Source organism: Phenylobacterium sp. (assembly GCF_013822795.1).
Taxonomy (GTDB): Bacteria; Pseudomonadota; Alphaproteobacteria; order Caulobacterales; family Caulobacteraceae; genus Phenylobacterium.
Genome location: NZ_PNLB01000014.1, coordinates 1 through 13,104 on the forward strand (window position 1 = coordinate 1; position 13,104 = coordinate 13,104).

At 70.1% G+C, this 13,104-nt stretch carries 17 protein-coding genes; 10 read left to right on the top strand and 7 right to left on the bottom strand.

Annotation, left to right across the window (positions count from 1 at the left end):
- Positions 1-792 (bottom strand): aconitase family protein (locus C0481_RS13325; protein ID WP_293404500.1); only part of this gene is annotated, 792 nt, incomplete at its 3' end.
- A 210-nt stretch (positions 793-1,002) separates the two neighbouring features.
- On the opposite strand from C0481_RS13325, the gene ccmA reads away from it, so the two are divergent.
- Both ccmA and ccmB read left to right on the top strand, forming a co-directional pair.
- Positions 1,003-1,614 carry a heme ABC exporter ATP-binding protein CcmA gene (gene ccmA, locus C0481_RS13330; protein ID WP_293404502.1) on the top strand — a complete coding sequence of 204 codons (612 nt, stop codon included), beginning with the start codon at positions 1,003-1,005 and terminating at the stop codon, positions 1,612-1,614.
- Positions 1,611-2,276: a heme exporter protein CcmB gene (ccmB, locus tag C0481_RS13335; RefSeq protein ID WP_293404504.1), complete on the top strand. Its 666-nt coding sequence runs from the start codon at positions 1,611-1,613 to the stop codon at positions 2,274-2,276. The genes ccmA and ccmB overlap by 4 nt, the downstream gene beginning before the upstream one ends.
- A 9-nt stretch (positions 2,277-2,285) precedes the next feature.
- On the opposite strand, the gene C0481_RS13340 is transcribed toward ccmB, so the two are convergent.
- The gene (locus tag C0481_RS13340; RefSeq protein ID WP_293404507.1) at positions 2,286-2,741 is read right to left on the bottom strand and encodes a nuclear transport factor 2 family protein; all 456 of its coding nucleotides are present in this window, start codon (positions 2,739-2,741) and stop codon (positions 2,286-2,288) included.
- 171 nt (positions 2,742-2,912) lie between these two features.
- Between C0481_RS13340 and C0481_RS13345 the strand changes: the two genes are divergently transcribed.
- The 6 genes from C0481_RS13345 to C0481_RS13370 all read left to right on the top strand — a co-directional run bounded on the left by C0481_RS13345 (position 2,913) and on the right by C0481_RS13370 (position 5,748).
- Positions 2,913-3,410, top strand: coding sequence for a Spy/CpxP family protein refolding chaperone (locus C0481_RS13345; protein WP_293404509.1), 498 nt, complete (start codon positions 2,913-2,915; stop codon positions 3,408-3,410).
- A 28-nt stretch (positions 3,411-3,438) separates the two neighbouring features.
- On the top strand, positions 3,439-4,029 hold the full coding sequence (locus C0481_RS13350; protein ID WP_293404511.1) for a hypothetical protein: 591 nt from the start codon (positions 3,439-3,441) through the stop codon (positions 4,027-4,029).
- 38 nt (positions 4,030-4,067) lie between these two features.
- The gene (gene ccmC, locus C0481_RS13355; RefSeq protein ID WP_363223571.1) at positions 4,068-4,754 is read left to right on the top strand and encodes a heme ABC transporter permease CcmC; all 687 of its coding nucleotides are present in this window, start codon (positions 4,068-4,070) and stop codon (positions 4,752-4,754) included.
- A 4-nt stretch (positions 4,755-4,758) separates the two neighbouring features.
- On the top strand, positions 4,759-4,905 hold the full coding sequence (ccmD, locus tag C0481_RS13360; protein WP_293404515.1) for a heme exporter protein CcmD: 147 nt from the start codon (positions 4,759-4,761) through the stop codon (positions 4,903-4,905).
- Positions 4,902-5,417 (top strand): DsbE family thiol:disulfide interchange protein, encoded by a 516-nt coding sequence (locus C0481_RS13365; protein WP_293404517.1) that lies wholly within the window; start codon positions 4,902-4,904, stop codon positions 5,415-5,417. The genes ccmD and C0481_RS13365 overlap by 4 nt, the downstream gene beginning before the upstream one ends.
- Positions 5,418-5,502: 85 nt before the next feature.
- Positions 5,503-5,748 carry a hypothetical protein gene (locus C0481_RS13370; RefSeq protein WP_293404519.1) on the top strand — a complete coding sequence of 82 codons (246 nt, stop codon included), beginning with the start codon at positions 5,503-5,505 and terminating at the stop codon, positions 5,746-5,748.
- Between the two features lie 9 nt (positions 5,749-5,757).
- Here the strand turns inward: C0481_RS13370 and C0481_RS13375 are convergent, their stop codons facing one another.
- The 3 genes from C0481_RS13375 to ftsY form a co-directional block, all read right to left on the bottom strand.
- A complete protein-coding gene (locus tag C0481_RS13375) occupies positions 5,758-6,339 on the bottom strand; it encodes a MarR family winged helix-turn-helix transcriptional regulator (protein ID WP_293404521.1) in 582 nt (193 codons plus the stop codon).
- 105 nt (positions 6,340-6,444) lie between these two features.
- Positions 6,445-7,053 carry an inner membrane-spanning protein YciB gene (locus tag C0481_RS13380; RefSeq protein WP_293404524.1) on the bottom strand — a complete coding sequence of 203 codons (609 nt, stop codon included), beginning with the start codon at positions 7,051-7,053 and terminating at the stop codon, positions 6,445-6,447.
- Entirely contained in the window at positions 7,050-7,985 is a 936-nt protein-coding gene (ftsY, locus tag C0481_RS13385; protein WP_293404526.1) for a signal recognition particle-docking protein FtsY, read from the bottom strand. Before ftsY ends, C0481_RS13380 begins: the two co-directional genes overlap by 4 nt.
- A 47-nt stretch (positions 7,986-8,032) precedes the next feature.
- On the opposite strand from ftsY, the gene C0481_RS13390 reads away from it, so the two are divergent.
- The gene (locus C0481_RS13390) at positions 8,033-8,656 is read left to right on the top strand and encodes a trimeric intracellular cation channel family protein (protein ID WP_293404559.1); all 624 of its coding nucleotides are present in this window, start codon (positions 8,033-8,035) and stop codon (positions 8,654-8,656) included.
- Positions 8,657-8,660: 4 nt separating this feature from the next.
- On the opposite strand, the gene mtaB is transcribed toward C0481_RS13390, so the two are convergent.
- A complete protein-coding gene (gene mtaB, locus C0481_RS13395) occupies positions 8,661-9,953 on the bottom strand; it encodes a tRNA (N(6)-L-threonylcarbamoyladenosine(37)-C(2))-methylthiotransferase MtaB (protein ID WP_293404769.1) in 1,293 nt (430 codons plus the stop codon).
- A gap of 14 nt (positions 9,954-9,967) precedes the next feature.
- A complete protein-coding gene (gene dapF, locus C0481_RS13400; RefSeq protein WP_293404561.1) occupies positions 9,968-10,795 on the bottom strand; it encodes a diaminopimelate epimerase in 828 nt (275 codons plus the stop codon).
- A gap of 82 nt (positions 10,796-10,877) precedes the next feature.
- On the opposite strand from dapF, the gene C0481_RS13405 reads away from it, so the two are divergent.
- Positions 10,878-12,938, top strand: coding sequence for a prolyl oligopeptidase family serine peptidase (locus tag C0481_RS13405; protein WP_293404562.1), 2,061 nt, complete (start codon positions 10,878-10,880; stop codon positions 12,936-12,938).
- Positions 12,939-13,104: the final 166 nt, after the last annotated feature.

Below are 13,104 nucleotides of genomic sequence, written 5' to 3' on the forward strand. Positions count from 1 at the left end.
CGCGCCGTCCGGCAGCGTGCCGGTCAGCTTGAAGCCGATGACTTCCGGGATCAGCATCGGGATCGGCTGGCCGAGCATGGCCGCTTCAGCTTCGATGCCGCCGACGCCCCAGCCCAGCACTGCCAGGCCGTTGATCATGGTGGTGTGCGAGTCGGTGCCGACCACGGTGTCCGGATAGGCGACCGAGGCGCCGTCCTCTTCGTTCAGCCACACGGTCTGGGCCAGGTACTCGAGGTTCACCTGGTGGCAGATGCCGGTGCCGGGGGGCACGACGCGGAAGTTGTTGAAGGCCGACGAACCCCAGCGCAGGAAGCGGTAGCGCTCGATGTTGCGCTCGTACTCGCGCTCGACGTTCTCGCCGAAAGCCTTGGCGGTGCCGAAGTAGTCGACCATGACCGAGTGGTCGATGACCAGGTCGACCGGGTTCAGCGGGTTGATCTTCTCGGGATCGGCGCCGAGGCTGGTCATGGCGTCGCGCATGGCGGCCAGGTCGACGACGGCCGGAACGCCGGTGAAGTCCTGCATCAGCACGCGGGCCGGGCGGAAGCTGATCTCGTGCTCGACGGCGCCCTTGTTGTCGATCCAGGCGGCCAGAGCCTTCAGGTCATCGGCGCCGACGGTCGTGCCGTCTTCGTTGCGCAGCAGGTTCTCGAGCAGCACCTTCATCGAGACGGGCAGACGCGCCACGTTCGAAAGACCGGCTTCCTCTGCCGCGCGAAGGCTGTAGTAGACGTAGGTCTTGTCGCCGACGACCAGTTCGCGGCGGGTCTTCAGGCTGTCGTTAGACGCCATATCAGGGATCCTTCCTCTGTTCTCGGCCGCTCTTGAACCACATCGGGGATCGCGCGCTTTTCGGGGCGGACACACAGCGTTCGTCCCAGCGCCGCGTACGCCCCCCAAGGTGGCGACGGCCGCGCGCGTCATAGACCCTGATTTCCTAACCGTCCATGCAGGGGACGGCATTTCCTCGCTACCTGAGAATCACCCGCAAGGAGCTGGCGCGTGATCGAGGCGCTGGTGATCGAAAATCTGGCGCTCGAGCGCGGCGGAAGGCTTTTGTTTTCGGGACTTAGCCTCGAACTGCCAGCCGGGCGGGCGGCCGCCCTGGTCGGTCGCAACGGGGCCGGCAAGACCAGCCTGCTGCGCGCCATCGCCGGGCTCGTGCCGTTGGCGGAGGGCGCCGTCCGCTTCGGGTCGCTGGACGCCGTCGACGCCCGCGCCGAGCACATCCATCTGGCCGGTCACCAGGACGGCCAGAAGCCCGCTCGCACCGCATGGGAAGAGCTGGCGTTCTGGGCGCGCTGGAGCGGGGCCAGCGAGACGGCCGCGCGCGAAGCCGCCGCCCGGCTGGAGCTGACCCGGCTGCTGGACCTGGAGGTGCGGCGACTGTCGGCCGGCCAGCGCCGGCGTCTTTCGCTGGCCCGGCTGCTGGCCGCGCCGCGCGCGCTCTGGCTGCTCGACGAGCCGCTCAGCCCGCTCGACGCCGACTGGCGCGCCCGCTTCGGCGAGATCATGGGCGAGCATCTGGCCGGCGGCGGAATGATCGTCGCGGCGGTCCACGACCCGCTGCCGATCCCCGCCCTCACTGTCGAGATCGGGGAGACCGCGCCATGAGCCGCGCCATGGCCCTGCTGTCGCGCGAGGCGGCCTTGGCCTGGGGCCGCGGCGGCGGTCCGATGGTCTCGCTGGCCTTCTATGCCGGGGTCGCCACCCTGCTGCCGCTGGCCACCGGGCCCGAACCCGCGCGGCTCGCCGCCATCGCGCCCGGCGCGGCCTGGGTGGCGTTGGCGCTGGCCGCCCTGCTCTCGCTCGACCGCCTGTTCGAGCGCGACTACGAGGACGGGGCGCTCGACCTGCTGACGCTGTCGTCGGTGCCGCTGGAGATCGCCTGCGCGATCAAGTGCCTGGGACAGTGGTTGGCCACCGCCGCGCCGCTGGCGTTCGCCGCGCCGGTGGCGGCCATCGCGCTCGGGGCCAAGCCGCACCTGGCGCCGCTGATTTTCGCCTGCGCGCTGATGGGCGGGCTGGCCTTCGCCTTCGTCGGCGGCATCGGCGCGGCGCTGAGCCTGGGTGCGCGGCGCGGCGGGCTGCTGACCGCGGTGATCGTCCTGCCGCTGTTCGTGCCGCCGGTGATCTTCGGCGGCGGGGCGCTGGACTCGTTCGCCGGCGGGCTGCCGTGGAAGGCGGGCTTTGCACTGTTGGCCGCCTATGCGGCGGCGGCCGTGGCGCTGGGCCCGATCGCCATGGCCGCGGCCTGCCGCAACGCGCTGAGCTAGCTCGGAAGCCTAGTCCGTCACCGGCGGCTGCGGCTTGGGCTGCCACATGGCGTTGACGATCACCCAGCGGTCGCCAAACCGGCCAAGGTGGAAGTAGTCGATGAACCAGGGCGTTTCGACCCGCGCGACCGCCACGTCGCCGGCGATGTCGAGCACCTCGACCTTGCGCTCCCAGTTCTCGCGCGGGGTTTTCAGCACGCCGCGTCGCGTCAGGTCGACCAGCTCTTCCTTGCTCATCCGGCGCAGGCCCAGCGCCTCGTCGGGCGTCGGCTTCACGGCCCGCTTGGCGAGGTCGGGATGCAGCGAGCGCGCGACGCGGTCGGGATCGCCCTCCAGCTGGCCATCGACATAATCGTAGGCGGTCGCCTCGATCTTGCGCACCGCAACGGGGTCGAGGTCGGCCGCCAGGGCCGGACCGGCGACGAGGGCGCAGGTCATGGCCAGCCCTGCGAGAAGGTTGCGCATGAAGTCCGTCTCCGTGTTGCGCTGGGCCTGAGCGCCCGAAAGCTGCGCGGCGTGTAATCGAACCAGCAGAAGCGCTTGCGTCATTGTCGACGAAAACCCTCCTGGCCGCGACGGACTTCGCCAACCGCGCCGTTGAACGGTCAGAGGGGCGGCAACCGGAGCATACGACCTATGACCTTCACCAAACTCGCGCCGATCGCGCTCGGCGGCGTCCTGCTGACCAGCCTGATGGCCAGCGCCAGCCTCGCCCAGCAACCGCCGCCCGCCGCCGCGCCCGGCCAGCCGCGTGACGGCCGCGGCGAGTGGCGCCGTGCGGATCCGGAAGCGATGGCCGCCCGCCGCGCCGAGCACCTGCGCGCGGCGCTGCAGCTGCGGCCCGACCAGGAGCCGGCGCTGAAGGCGTTCCTCGACGCCGGCAAGCCCGCCGCCCGCCCCGCGCCTGGCGACCGCGCCGCCATGGCCCAGATGGCCACGCCGCAGCGGCTCGACGCCCAGCGGGCGCGGATGACCGAGCGGCTGGCCCGCTTCGACCAGCGCGCCGCGGCGACCAAGAAGTTCTACGCCCAGCTGAGCCCGGCCCAGCAGAAGGCCTTCGACACCCTGGCCCAGCGCGGCCCCGGCAAGGGCATGGGCGGCGGTCGGGGCGGCCACGGACCGCAGCGCGGCTAGTCCGCTCCCGTGCTAAAAGGGACGGGCGATGCTGTTCAAGGCGCCCGTCCTGGCGGCCATCGCGGAGGGCAAGGTCAACCTGGCCTTCCGCCGGTGGCGCAAGCCGACCGTTAAGGCCGGTGGGACCCTGACCACGCCGGTCGGGGTGCTGGCCATCGACGAGATCACCGTCGTCGCGCCGGAGGCGATCAGCGACGCCGACGCGCGCCGGGCCGGCTATGCCGACGCCGCGCAGACGCTGGCTGCCCTGGAGGGCGAGGCCCCGATCCACCGCATCGCCTTCCGCCTCATCGGCGAGGACCCGCGCCGGGCCTTACGGCTCGATGTCTCGGACGATGCCCTCGATGAGATCGAGACGCGGCTGGCCCGGCTTGACGCCCGCGGGCCGTGGACCGCCGCGGTGCTTGAGCTGATCGCCGCCCATCCGGGCGTGCGGGCGCCGGACCTGGCCGCCCGGCTGGGCCGCGAGACGCTCGCCTTCAAGACCGATGTGCGCAAGCTGAAGGCCATGGGCCTGACCGAGAGCCTCGAGGTCGGCTATCGCCTGTCGCCCCGCGGCCAAGCGCTGCGCACGCGCCGCTTGCAGGCAGGGTCGCCCGAGGCTAAGCCGCAGGCATGATCCCGGCGCCGGCCTTTTTGTCGAATCCCGAGCGGTTCATGGCCTTTTCCCGCTGGGCCGCGCCGATGTTCGGCGTCATCGCCGTGGCGTTGGCCTTGGCCGGTCTCTGGCTCGGCTTCACCGCCCCCGAAGACTACCAGCAGGGCGACACCGTCCGGCTGATGTTCATCCACGTGCCGGCCTCTTGGATGAGCATGTTCGTCTACGCCTGCCTGGCGACCGCGAGCTTCCTGGCGCTGGTGTTCCGCCACGCCCTGGCCGACGCGGCGGCCCGCGCCGCGGCGCCTCTGGGCGCGGCCTTCACCTTCATGGCGCTGTTCACCGGCTCGCTCTGGGGCCGCCCGATGTGGGGCACCTGGTGGCAGTGGGACGCGCGGATGACCTCGGTGCTGGTGCTGTTCCTGGTCTACCTCGCCTACATGGCGCTGCGCGCCTCGCTCGACGACGAGACCAAGGCCGCCCGCGCCTGCGCGATCCTGGCCCTGGTCGGGGCGGTGAACCTGCCGGTGGTCAAGTTCTCGGTCGACTGGTGGAACACGCTGCACCAGGGGGCCTCGGTGTTCCGCGCCGAAGGCCCGGCGATGACCAACGACTATCTGTGGCCGCTGCTGCTGATGGGCCTGGCCTATATGTCGGCCTTCGGCTCGCTGTGGCTGGTCGGCATCCGCGCCCAGGTCTGGCGCCGCCGGGCCGAGGCCGCCGCCCTGCGCGCGGCGAGAGGATAACCCGATGCTCGATCTCGACGCCGGCAAGTACGCGCTGTTCGTGTGGCCGGCCTACGGCCTGACGGCGCTCGTCTTCCTCGGCATGATCGTCTTCACGCTGCGCCAGTCGCGCGCCTGGCGCCGCCGAGCTGAGCGGGACGGCGACCAGTGAACCGCACCCTCGCCTTCCTGCCGCTGGCCGCGCTGCTGGCGCTCGGCCTGCTGTTCGGCCTCTATTCTCTCAAGCGCGATCCTCAGGTCCAGCCCGACGCCCTGGTCGGCAAGCCGCTGCCCGACCTGACCTTGCCGACGCTCGACACCGGCCGCCCGGTGCGGCTGCACGACGCCGCCCAGCCCGCGCCGGTGCTGGTCAACATCTTCGCCTCGTGGTGCGCCCCCTGCGAGATCGAGCATCCGGTGCTGGTCGACCTGAAGAAGCAGGGCGTGCGCATCATCGGCGTCGCCTACAAGGACGCGCCCGAGAACACCAAGGCCTTCATCGGCCGGCTCGGCGATCCCTATGCCGAGCGCCTGGTCGACCGCGACGGCCGCGCCGGCATCGACCTCGGCGTCACCGGCGTGCCCGAGACCTATCTGGTCGGCCCCGGCGGGACGATCCTGGCCAAGCACACCGGACCGCTCACCGCGGAAAAGGCGCGCGAACTGCTGGCCAAGGCGCGCTAGGCGAAAGCGCCACCGGCGTTAACCAATCCTTGAGGCGGCGCAACGAAACCTCGCCAAGGTTCCGTTAACCATAGTTGCGCCGTCCGTGAGCACCATCCGCCCGCCGATCTTTCCGACCCCGCAGCCGCAGGCCCAGCCTACGGCGCGCAACAGCGCCCAGCAGGCGTTCTTCACCGCCGCGATGGGCCGCCCGGCCGCCGCGGCCCAGCCGCAGGTCCAGGCTCAGCCGCAGGCGCCGGCCGCGCCGGCCCAGCGCATGCCCGCTTCGCTGCCGGCCGACCCGCCGCAGAGAATCCTGCGCCCGGGCTCGATCCTGGACATCCGGGTCTGACGCAGGCGGCTAGGCCGCCTTCTTGAGCTTCTTTTTCTTGGGTTTGTCGGCCTTGGCCTTCTTCGGCTTGTCGGCCTTGTCCGCCTTCGGCTGCTTGGCCGCGGCGATCGGCACCGGCGCGGCCGCGGCGTCGTCGCCGGCGCGGATCAGGTCGCGCAGTCCGGTGGTCAGGGCCTCGCGCTTGGCGCTCGACAGCAGCCGCAGCAGCCGGGCGTCCGCCGCCGCCATCTTCGGCTTGGCCTCGGCCAGGGCCAGGCGGCCCGTTTCGGTCAGACTGACGGCGTTGGCGCGGGCGTCGGCGGCGGAGCGTTGGCGCTCGAGCATGCCCTTGACGATCATCCGCGCGACCATATCGGCCAGAGTCGAGCGGTCGATGCCGGTGATGCGCACCAGGTCGGTCTGGGTCAGGCCCTCATAGGCCTCGACCGCCGCCAGCACCGCATACTGTCGTTGAGTGACGCCGCCCTCGCCCTGTTCGTCGGCATAGATGTCGAGCGCCAGCTGCAGCGCCCGGTGCAGCAGGTGGCTGGGCGATTTCTCGAGGGCCGGCAGACCCTTCTTCGGCTTATCCTGGGACTTCGACTTGGCCATCCGGTTCCACCCCCGCCTGTCGACACGCCTGGACGCTACCGGCTTACGGTGTCGATTTGACGACACATGGTCAGTGGACGGCGGCGGCGCCAGGGGCGCCGATCGCTATTCGACGTGGGGCGGCGGCGGCTCGTCGGTCTTGGCGTACTTCATCATCAGCGGCACCTGGGCGAAGCCGAACAGCACGGTGAGGATCAGCAGGCCGGGGAAGCGGAACACCACCCAGACGTCGTCGGGTTGGGTGCGCCAGACGATCTCGTTCAGCCCCGCCAGGGCCAGGAAGAACAGGCCGTAGTTCAGGGTCAGCTTGCGCCAGCCCTCGTCGGGCATCTTCATCGCATCGCCCAGCAGCAGCTTCAGCGGGTTCTTGCGCAGGACCCAGCCGCCCAGCAGCGCCACGCCGAACAGGCTGTTCATCACCGTCGGCTTCAGCTTCACAAAGCGGACGTCGTGGAAGAACAGGGTCAGGCCGCCGAACACCAGGGCCGCGCCGCCGGCGATCAACGGGAACGGAGCGATGCGCTTTTCGAAGGCCAGGCCGACGATGAGCCCCAGGGCCGAACCGCCGACCAGCCACCAGGTCGACTGGACCAGGGCTTCCTGCGAGGTCATGCCGGCCCCGCGGTTGAGGAAGAAGCCGATCAGGAACGCGGCCAGGCCGCCGTAGTCGACGACGCCGCGGACCCACTTGCGGGCGCTGGGGGAGAGCTTCATGTCTCGTCGAGTCCGACCAGGGTGCGGGCGAAGGCGCGCGCCTTGAACGGCTGGAGATCCTCGATCCCCTCGCCCACGCCGATGAGCTTGATGGGGCTGTCGGACGCCTGGGCCACCGGCACCAGCACGCCGCCGCGGGCGGTGCCGTCCAGCTTGGTCATGACGATGCCCGACACCCCGATCTGGTTGCCGAAGATGTTCTCCTGGGCCAGCGCGTTGCGGCCGACCGTGGCGTCGAGCACCAGCAGGGTCTCGTGCGGCGCGTCCGGCTCGACCTTCTTGACCACGCGGATGACCTTCAAGAGCTCGTCCATCAGGCCCTGCTTGTTCTGCAGGCGGCCGGCGGTGTCGATCAGCACCACGTCATAGCCCTCGGCCTTGGCGCGTTCGACCGCATCAAAGGCCAGGCCCGCAGCGTCCGAACCGGTGGGGCGAGACATGAAGTCGGCGCCGGCGCGCTCGGCCCAGACCTTCAACTGCTCGACCGCGGCGGCGCGGAACGTGTCGCCGGCGACGACCAGCACCTTGGCGCCGCGACCGACCAGGTCGGCGGCGATCTTGCCCAGGGTGGTGGTCTTGCCCGAGCCGTTGACGCCGATGAACATCACCACGTAGGGCCGCGCCCCGTTCAGCGGCGTGAACTCGCCCTCGCGGCTTTCGAGCTCGGCGCCGATGGCCTCGGCCAGGGCTTCCTTGATCTCGTGCTCGTCTACGCTCTTGCCGAACTTCTCCTCGGCGAAGCGCTGAGTGATGCGCGCAGCCGAGTGCGGGCCGAGATCGGCCTCGATCAGCATCTCTTCCAGCTCATCGAGCTTGGCTTGATCCAGCGGCTGCTTGGTGAAGGTGGAGACCACCTGTTCCGTCATCTGTTTCGACGAGCGTGACAGCCCGGCGGTCAGACGTTGGAACCAGCCCTTCTTCGGTTCGGTCATGGGCCGCTTCTAGCTCGTCAAAGGGTTGCGCGATAGAGGATGAAGCCATGGACGCGCTCGCCACCGCCTTCGCCTGGTTCGACTACGCCGCCGTCGCCGTCTTCGGCGCGACCGGCGCCCTGGCCGCCGCCCAACGCAAGCATGACATCGTCACCTTCGCCTTCTTCGCGGCGGTGACCGGGGTCGGCGGCGGAACCTTGCGCGACCTGCTGCTCGACGCGCCGGTCTTCTGGGTCGGCCGGCCGGACTACATGATCGTCTGCGTGGCGGCGGCGGTCGCGGTCTGGATCTTCGGCACCGGCAGCGCGCGGTTGAAGGTGCTGCTGTGGTTCGACGCCCTGGGCATGGCCGCCTACAGCGTGGTCGGCGCGGCTAAGGCGCTGTCACTGGGCGCGCCGCCGTTCTCGGCCCTGGTCATGGGGGTGCTGACCGCCTGCTTCGGCGGGATCATCCGCGACGTGCTGGCCAACGAGCCTTCGGTGCTGTTGCGGCGAGAGCTCTATGTCAGCTGCGCGCTGATCGGGGCGGCGGTCTATGTGGTTCTGGACGCCCTGGGCCTGCGCGACTACTGGACCGGCCTGCTCGGCTTCGCCGCCGCCTTCGCGGTGCGGGCCGGCGCGATCCACTACGGTTGGACCCTGCCGGCGTTTCCGGGGCGCGGCACGCCCTGACGACCTAGGAGACCCGCGCCAGCGCCTTGCCGCCGTCGTGGCCGTGGACGCGCAGCGCCGCCACCGACCCGACCTCGGCTTCGCCCTCGAAGGCGATCTCTGTGAAGTCCTCGGCCCGCGCCACGCCGGGGCGTTCGACCAGGCCCGCCAACGTCCGGCCGACCTGGCGATCCAGGTGACGGACCAGCGCCGCCTCGCCCGCCGCGCGCAAGCGCGCGGCGCGGTCCTTGATCACCGGCCGCTGAAGCTGCGGCATCCGCGCCGCCGGCGTGCCCGGGCGCGGGCTGAACGGGAAGACGTGCAGGAACGAGAGGCCCGCCTCCTCGACCAGGCGCAGGGTGTTCTCGAACATCTCCTCGGTCTCGGTCGGGAAGCCGGCGATCAGGTCGGCCCCGAAGGCGACGTCGGGGCGCACGGCGCGCACGTCGGCGACCAGCTTCAGGGCGTCGGTGCGGTTGTGCCGACGCTTCATGCGCTTGAGGATCATGTCGTCGCCGGCCTGCAGCGACAGGTGCAGGTAGGGCATCAGCCGGCGGTCTTCGGCCAGGCAGCGCATCAGGTCGGGATCGATCTCGGCCGCGTCGATCGACGACAGCCGCAGGCGCGGCAGGTCCGGAACCAGCTTCAGGATCCGCGCGACCAGTTGGCCGAGGGTCGGCTGGCCCGGCAGGTCGGCGCCCCAGCTGGTCACGTCAACCCCGGTCAGCACCACTTCCTGATAGCCCTGGGCGGCCAGCTTGCGGACCTGTTCGACCACCTCGCCGGCGGGAGCCGAGCGCGAATTTCCGCGCCCATACGGGATGATGCAGAAGGTGCAGCGATGGTCGCAACCGTTCTGGACCTCGACATAGGCGCGGGCGCGATCCTTGAGGCCGTCGATCAGGTGACCGGCGGTCTCGCGCACGCTCATGATGTCGTTGACGCGGACCTTGCCCTCGGGGATCCGGTCGGCATAGGCGCCGGCCTGCGACTTCTCGGCGTTGCCGAGCACCAGGTCGACCTCGGCCATGGCGGCGAAGGCGGCCGGATCGATCTGGGCCGCGCAGCCGGTGACGATCAGCTTGGCGTCCGGGTTCTCGCGCCGGGCCTTGCGGATCGCCTGACGCGCCTGGCGCACGGCCTCGTTGGTCACCGCGCAGGTATTGAAGACGATGGCGTTCTCCAGCCCGTCCTCGGCGGCGCGGGCGCGGATGACCTCGCTCTCATAAGCGTTCAGCCGGCAGCCGAAGGTGACGATATCGACGCCGCCCGCGTCGGCCGGCGCCGTGCGCGGCGTCAGCTCGAAGGCCTCGGCGATGTCGTGGTCGTGGCTCACGGCAGGGTTCCGGTGAAATCGACCTGGGCCGGGCCGGTCATGATCACATGGCCGTCGCTCTCACGCCATTCGATGACCAACTCGCCGCCGTCCAGCACCAGGGTCGCCTTGCGATCGACCAGGCCGCGGCGAAAGGAGGCGACCAGCGCCGCGCAGGCGCCGGTGCCGCAGGCCTTGGTCAGGCCCGCGCCGCGTTCCCAGACCTTCAGCCGGATGCGGTCGCGCGCGACGATCTGGGCGAAGCCGACATTGACCCCCTCGGGGAACAGTCGGTGATGCTCGATCATCGGGCCGACCTGCACCACCGGCGCGGCCTCCGCGTCGGGCACGAAGAACACCACATGCGGATTGCCCATCGAGACGCAGCCGGGCGTATGCAGGATCGGGTCGTCGATGGGACCGACCTGCAGCTCTATGCCGCGGGTGTCCATCTCCTCCTCCAGCGGGACCTGCCGCCAGTCGAGGCCGGGCTCGCCCATGTCGACGCTGACGATCTTGTCGCCGGCGCGGGTGGCGGTCAGCAGGCCGCCCTGGGTCTCGATCACCGCCTGGTCGGCGCCGGTAGCCTCCATCAGCAGCCAGCCGACGCAGCGGCTGGCGTTGCCGCACGCCCCGACCTCGTCGCCGTCGGCGTTCCAGAACCGCACGCGAGCGTCAGCTTTTTCCGACGGCTCTATAGAAACCAGCTGATCGCAGCCGACGCCGGCCTGGCGATCGGCGATCGCGCGCACCTCCGCGGCGGTAGGCGCGAAGGGGGCGGTGCGGGCCTCGACCACGACAAAGTCGTTGCCGAGCCCGTTCATCTTCAGGAACGGACGGCTCATGGCCGGGGCTATATAGGCGAGAAACGGCCTGCGATCACCTTGCACGAGACAGGTTCCGGCTTGGCCGTTATGCGTAACGCCCATGAAAGTTGTTACAGCGGCGCTCGTAGGCGCTCTTCTTACCGCCCCGGCGGCCCTGGCTCAGACGCCGCCCGCCGACCCGTTCATCTGGCTCGAAGACATCGACAGCCCGCGTGCGATGGCCTGGGTCGAGGCCCAGAACGCCAAGTCCCTGGCGCGTCTGGAGGGCGACGCGCGCTACCAGACCTTCCTCACCGAAGGCCGCGCGATCTTCACCGCCACGGACCGGGTGCCGAAGCCCGACTTCCGGGCCGGCGGGGTCGACAACTTCTGGCAGGACGCGACCAACACCCATGGCGTCTGGCGCCATACGTCCCTCGCCTCCTACCGCACCGCGGCCCCGGCCTGGGAGGTCACGCTCGATATCGACAAGCTCGCCAAGGCCGAGGGTCGTAACTGGTTCTGGAAGGGCGCGACCTGCCTGAAGCCGGACGAGACCCTGTGCCTGGTGCGGCTGTCGAACGGCGGCGGCGACGCGGTCGAACTGCGCGAGTTCGACACCAGCACCAAGACCTTCGTCGAGGGCGGCTTCCGCTCGCCCGAGGGCAAGCAGGGCGCCGAGTGGATCGACCGCGACACCCTGGTCGCGTGGCGAGAATGGACGGCGGGCGAGGTCACCGCGTCGGGCTACGCCAACGTGGTCAAGATCCTGAAGCGCTCGGGCGAAGCGGTCGAGATCTTCCGCGGCGAGAAGTCGGACGTCTGGGCCAACGCCAGCGTGCTGCGCGGGGAGGGCGGCAAGACCGACGGCGTGCTGATCCAGCGCGGCCTGACCTTCTTTGAGTCCGACTACTCACTGTATTTCGACGGCCGCCTGACCCCGATCGCCCTGCCGAAGAAGGCGGAGTTCAAGGCCTATGTGGACGGCCGGATGATCTTCACCCTGCAGGAGGCCTGGAACGGCTTCGGCTCGGGGGCGCTGATCGCCTACGATCCCAAGGATCTCGCCGCCAAGCCGGTGCTGGTCTTCCAGCCCGGCCCGCGCCAGGCGATCCAGTCGGTCACCGACACCAAGGGCCTGCTGGCCGTCGAGTTGCTGGAGGATGTGAAGGGCGCGGTCGACGTCTACGACCTGAAGAACGGCAAGTGGACCGCGCGGCGCCTGGCGCTGCCCAAGGGCGAGACGCTGTCGATCATCTCGACCTCCGGCAAGGACGACCAGCTGTTCGTCGGGGCCGAGGGCTTCCTGACGCCGTCGAGCCTGTGGCTGGCCGACGGCGCCACCGGCAAGGCGCAAAAGCTGAAGTCGCTGCCGGCCCGCTTCGACGCCAGCAAGGACCAGGTCGACCAGTTCTGGGCGACTTCCTCCGATGGGACCAAGATCCCCTACTTCGTGGTCCGCCCGAAGGCCGCCAAGCTCGACGGCTCGATCCCGACCATCATGTACGGCTACGGCGGGTTCGAGGTCGCCAAGCCGCCGATCTACATCCCGGAGATGGGCAAGATCTGGCTGGAGCGCGGCGGCGCCTACGTCATCGCCAACATCCGCGGCGGCGGCGAGTTCGGTCCCGCCTGGCACCAGTCGGTGCTGCGCGAGAAGCGCCAGCTGGCCTTCGACGACTTCGCCGCGGTCGCTCGCGACCTGGAGGCGCGCAAGATCACCTCGCCGCGCCGCCTGGGCATCTACGGCCGCTCGAACGGCGGGGTGCTGACCACCGTCTCGATGACCCAGCACCCGGAGCTGTGGAACGCCGTGGTGGTCGAGAGCCCGCTGGTCGACATGCTGCGCTATCACAAGCTCTCGGCCGGGGCCTCGTGGATCGGCGAGTACGGCGATCCGGACGTGCCCGCGGACCACGAGTTCATCGCCAAGTACGACGGCTATCTGAACCTGAAGCCCGGCCAGACCTACCCCGAGCCCTACGTGACGACGAACACGCGCGACGACCGGGTGCACCCCGGCCACGCCCGCAAGTTCGCCGCCAAGATGGAGGCCCTCGGGTACCCCTACCTCTATTTCGAGAACACCTTCGGGGGGCATTCCAACGACGCCGACCCGGAGATGAACGCCAAGCGCTGGGCCCGGCACTACGTGTACCTGGCCCAGAAGCTGATGGACTGATGCGGGGGAGCCACCGACTGCAGTACTCCCTCGCCCCCTTGGGGGAGAGGGTTGGGGTGAGGGGGACTGCTGACTCCGCAAAGCGTCGCTCCGCGCCGCAACCCCCTCACCCTGCCCTCTCCCCTCAAGTGGGGAGAGGGAATACGGTTGGCACTGCAGTCCTCTA

Coding starts and splice junctions, on each gene's coding strand:
- ccmB (WP_293404504.1), top strand. CDS start 1,611: ATGAGCCGCGCCATGGCCCTGCTGTCGCGCGAGGCGGCCTTGGCCTGG.
- C0481_RS13340 (WP_293404507.1), bottom strand. CDS start 2,741: ATGCGCAACCTTCTCGCAGGGCTGGCCATGACCTGCGCCCTCGTCGCC.
- C0481_RS13345 (WP_293404509.1), top strand. CDS start 2,913: ATGACCTTCACCAAACTCGCGCCGATCGCGCTCGGCGGCGTCCTGCTG.
- C0481_RS13350 (WP_293404511.1), top strand. CDS start 3,439: ATGCTGTTCAAGGCGCCCGTCCTGGCGGCCATCGCGGAGGGCAAGGTC.
- ccmC (WP_363223571.1), top strand. CDS start 4,068: ATGGCCTTTTCCCGCTGGGCCGCGCCGATGTTCGGCGTCATCGCCGTG.
- ccmD (WP_293404515.1), top strand. CDS start 4,759: ATGCTCGATCTCGACGCCGGCAAGTACGCGCTGTTCGTGTGGCCGGCC.
- C0481_RS13375 (WP_293404521.1), bottom strand. CDS start 6,339: ATGGCCAAGTCGAAGTCCCAGGATAAGCCGAAGAAGGGTCTGCCGGCC.
- C0481_RS13380 (WP_293404524.1), bottom strand. CDS start 7,053: ATGAAGCTCTCCCCCAGCGCCCGCAAGTGGGTCCGCGGCGTCGTCGAC.
- ftsY (WP_293404526.1), bottom strand. CDS start 7,985: ATGACCGAACCGAAGAAGGGCTGGTTCCAACGTCTGACCGCCGGGCTG.
- C0481_RS13390 (WP_293404559.1), top strand. CDS start 8,033: ATGGACGCGCTCGCCACCGCCTTCGCCTGGTTCGACTACGCCGCCGTC.
- dapF (WP_293404561.1), bottom strand. CDS start 10,795: ATGAGCCGTCCGTTCCTGAAGATGAACGGGCTCGGCAACGACTTTGTC.
- C0481_RS13405 (WP_293404562.1), top strand. CDS start 10,878: ATGAAAGTTGTTACAGCGGCGCTCGTAGGCGCTCTTCTTACCGCCCCG.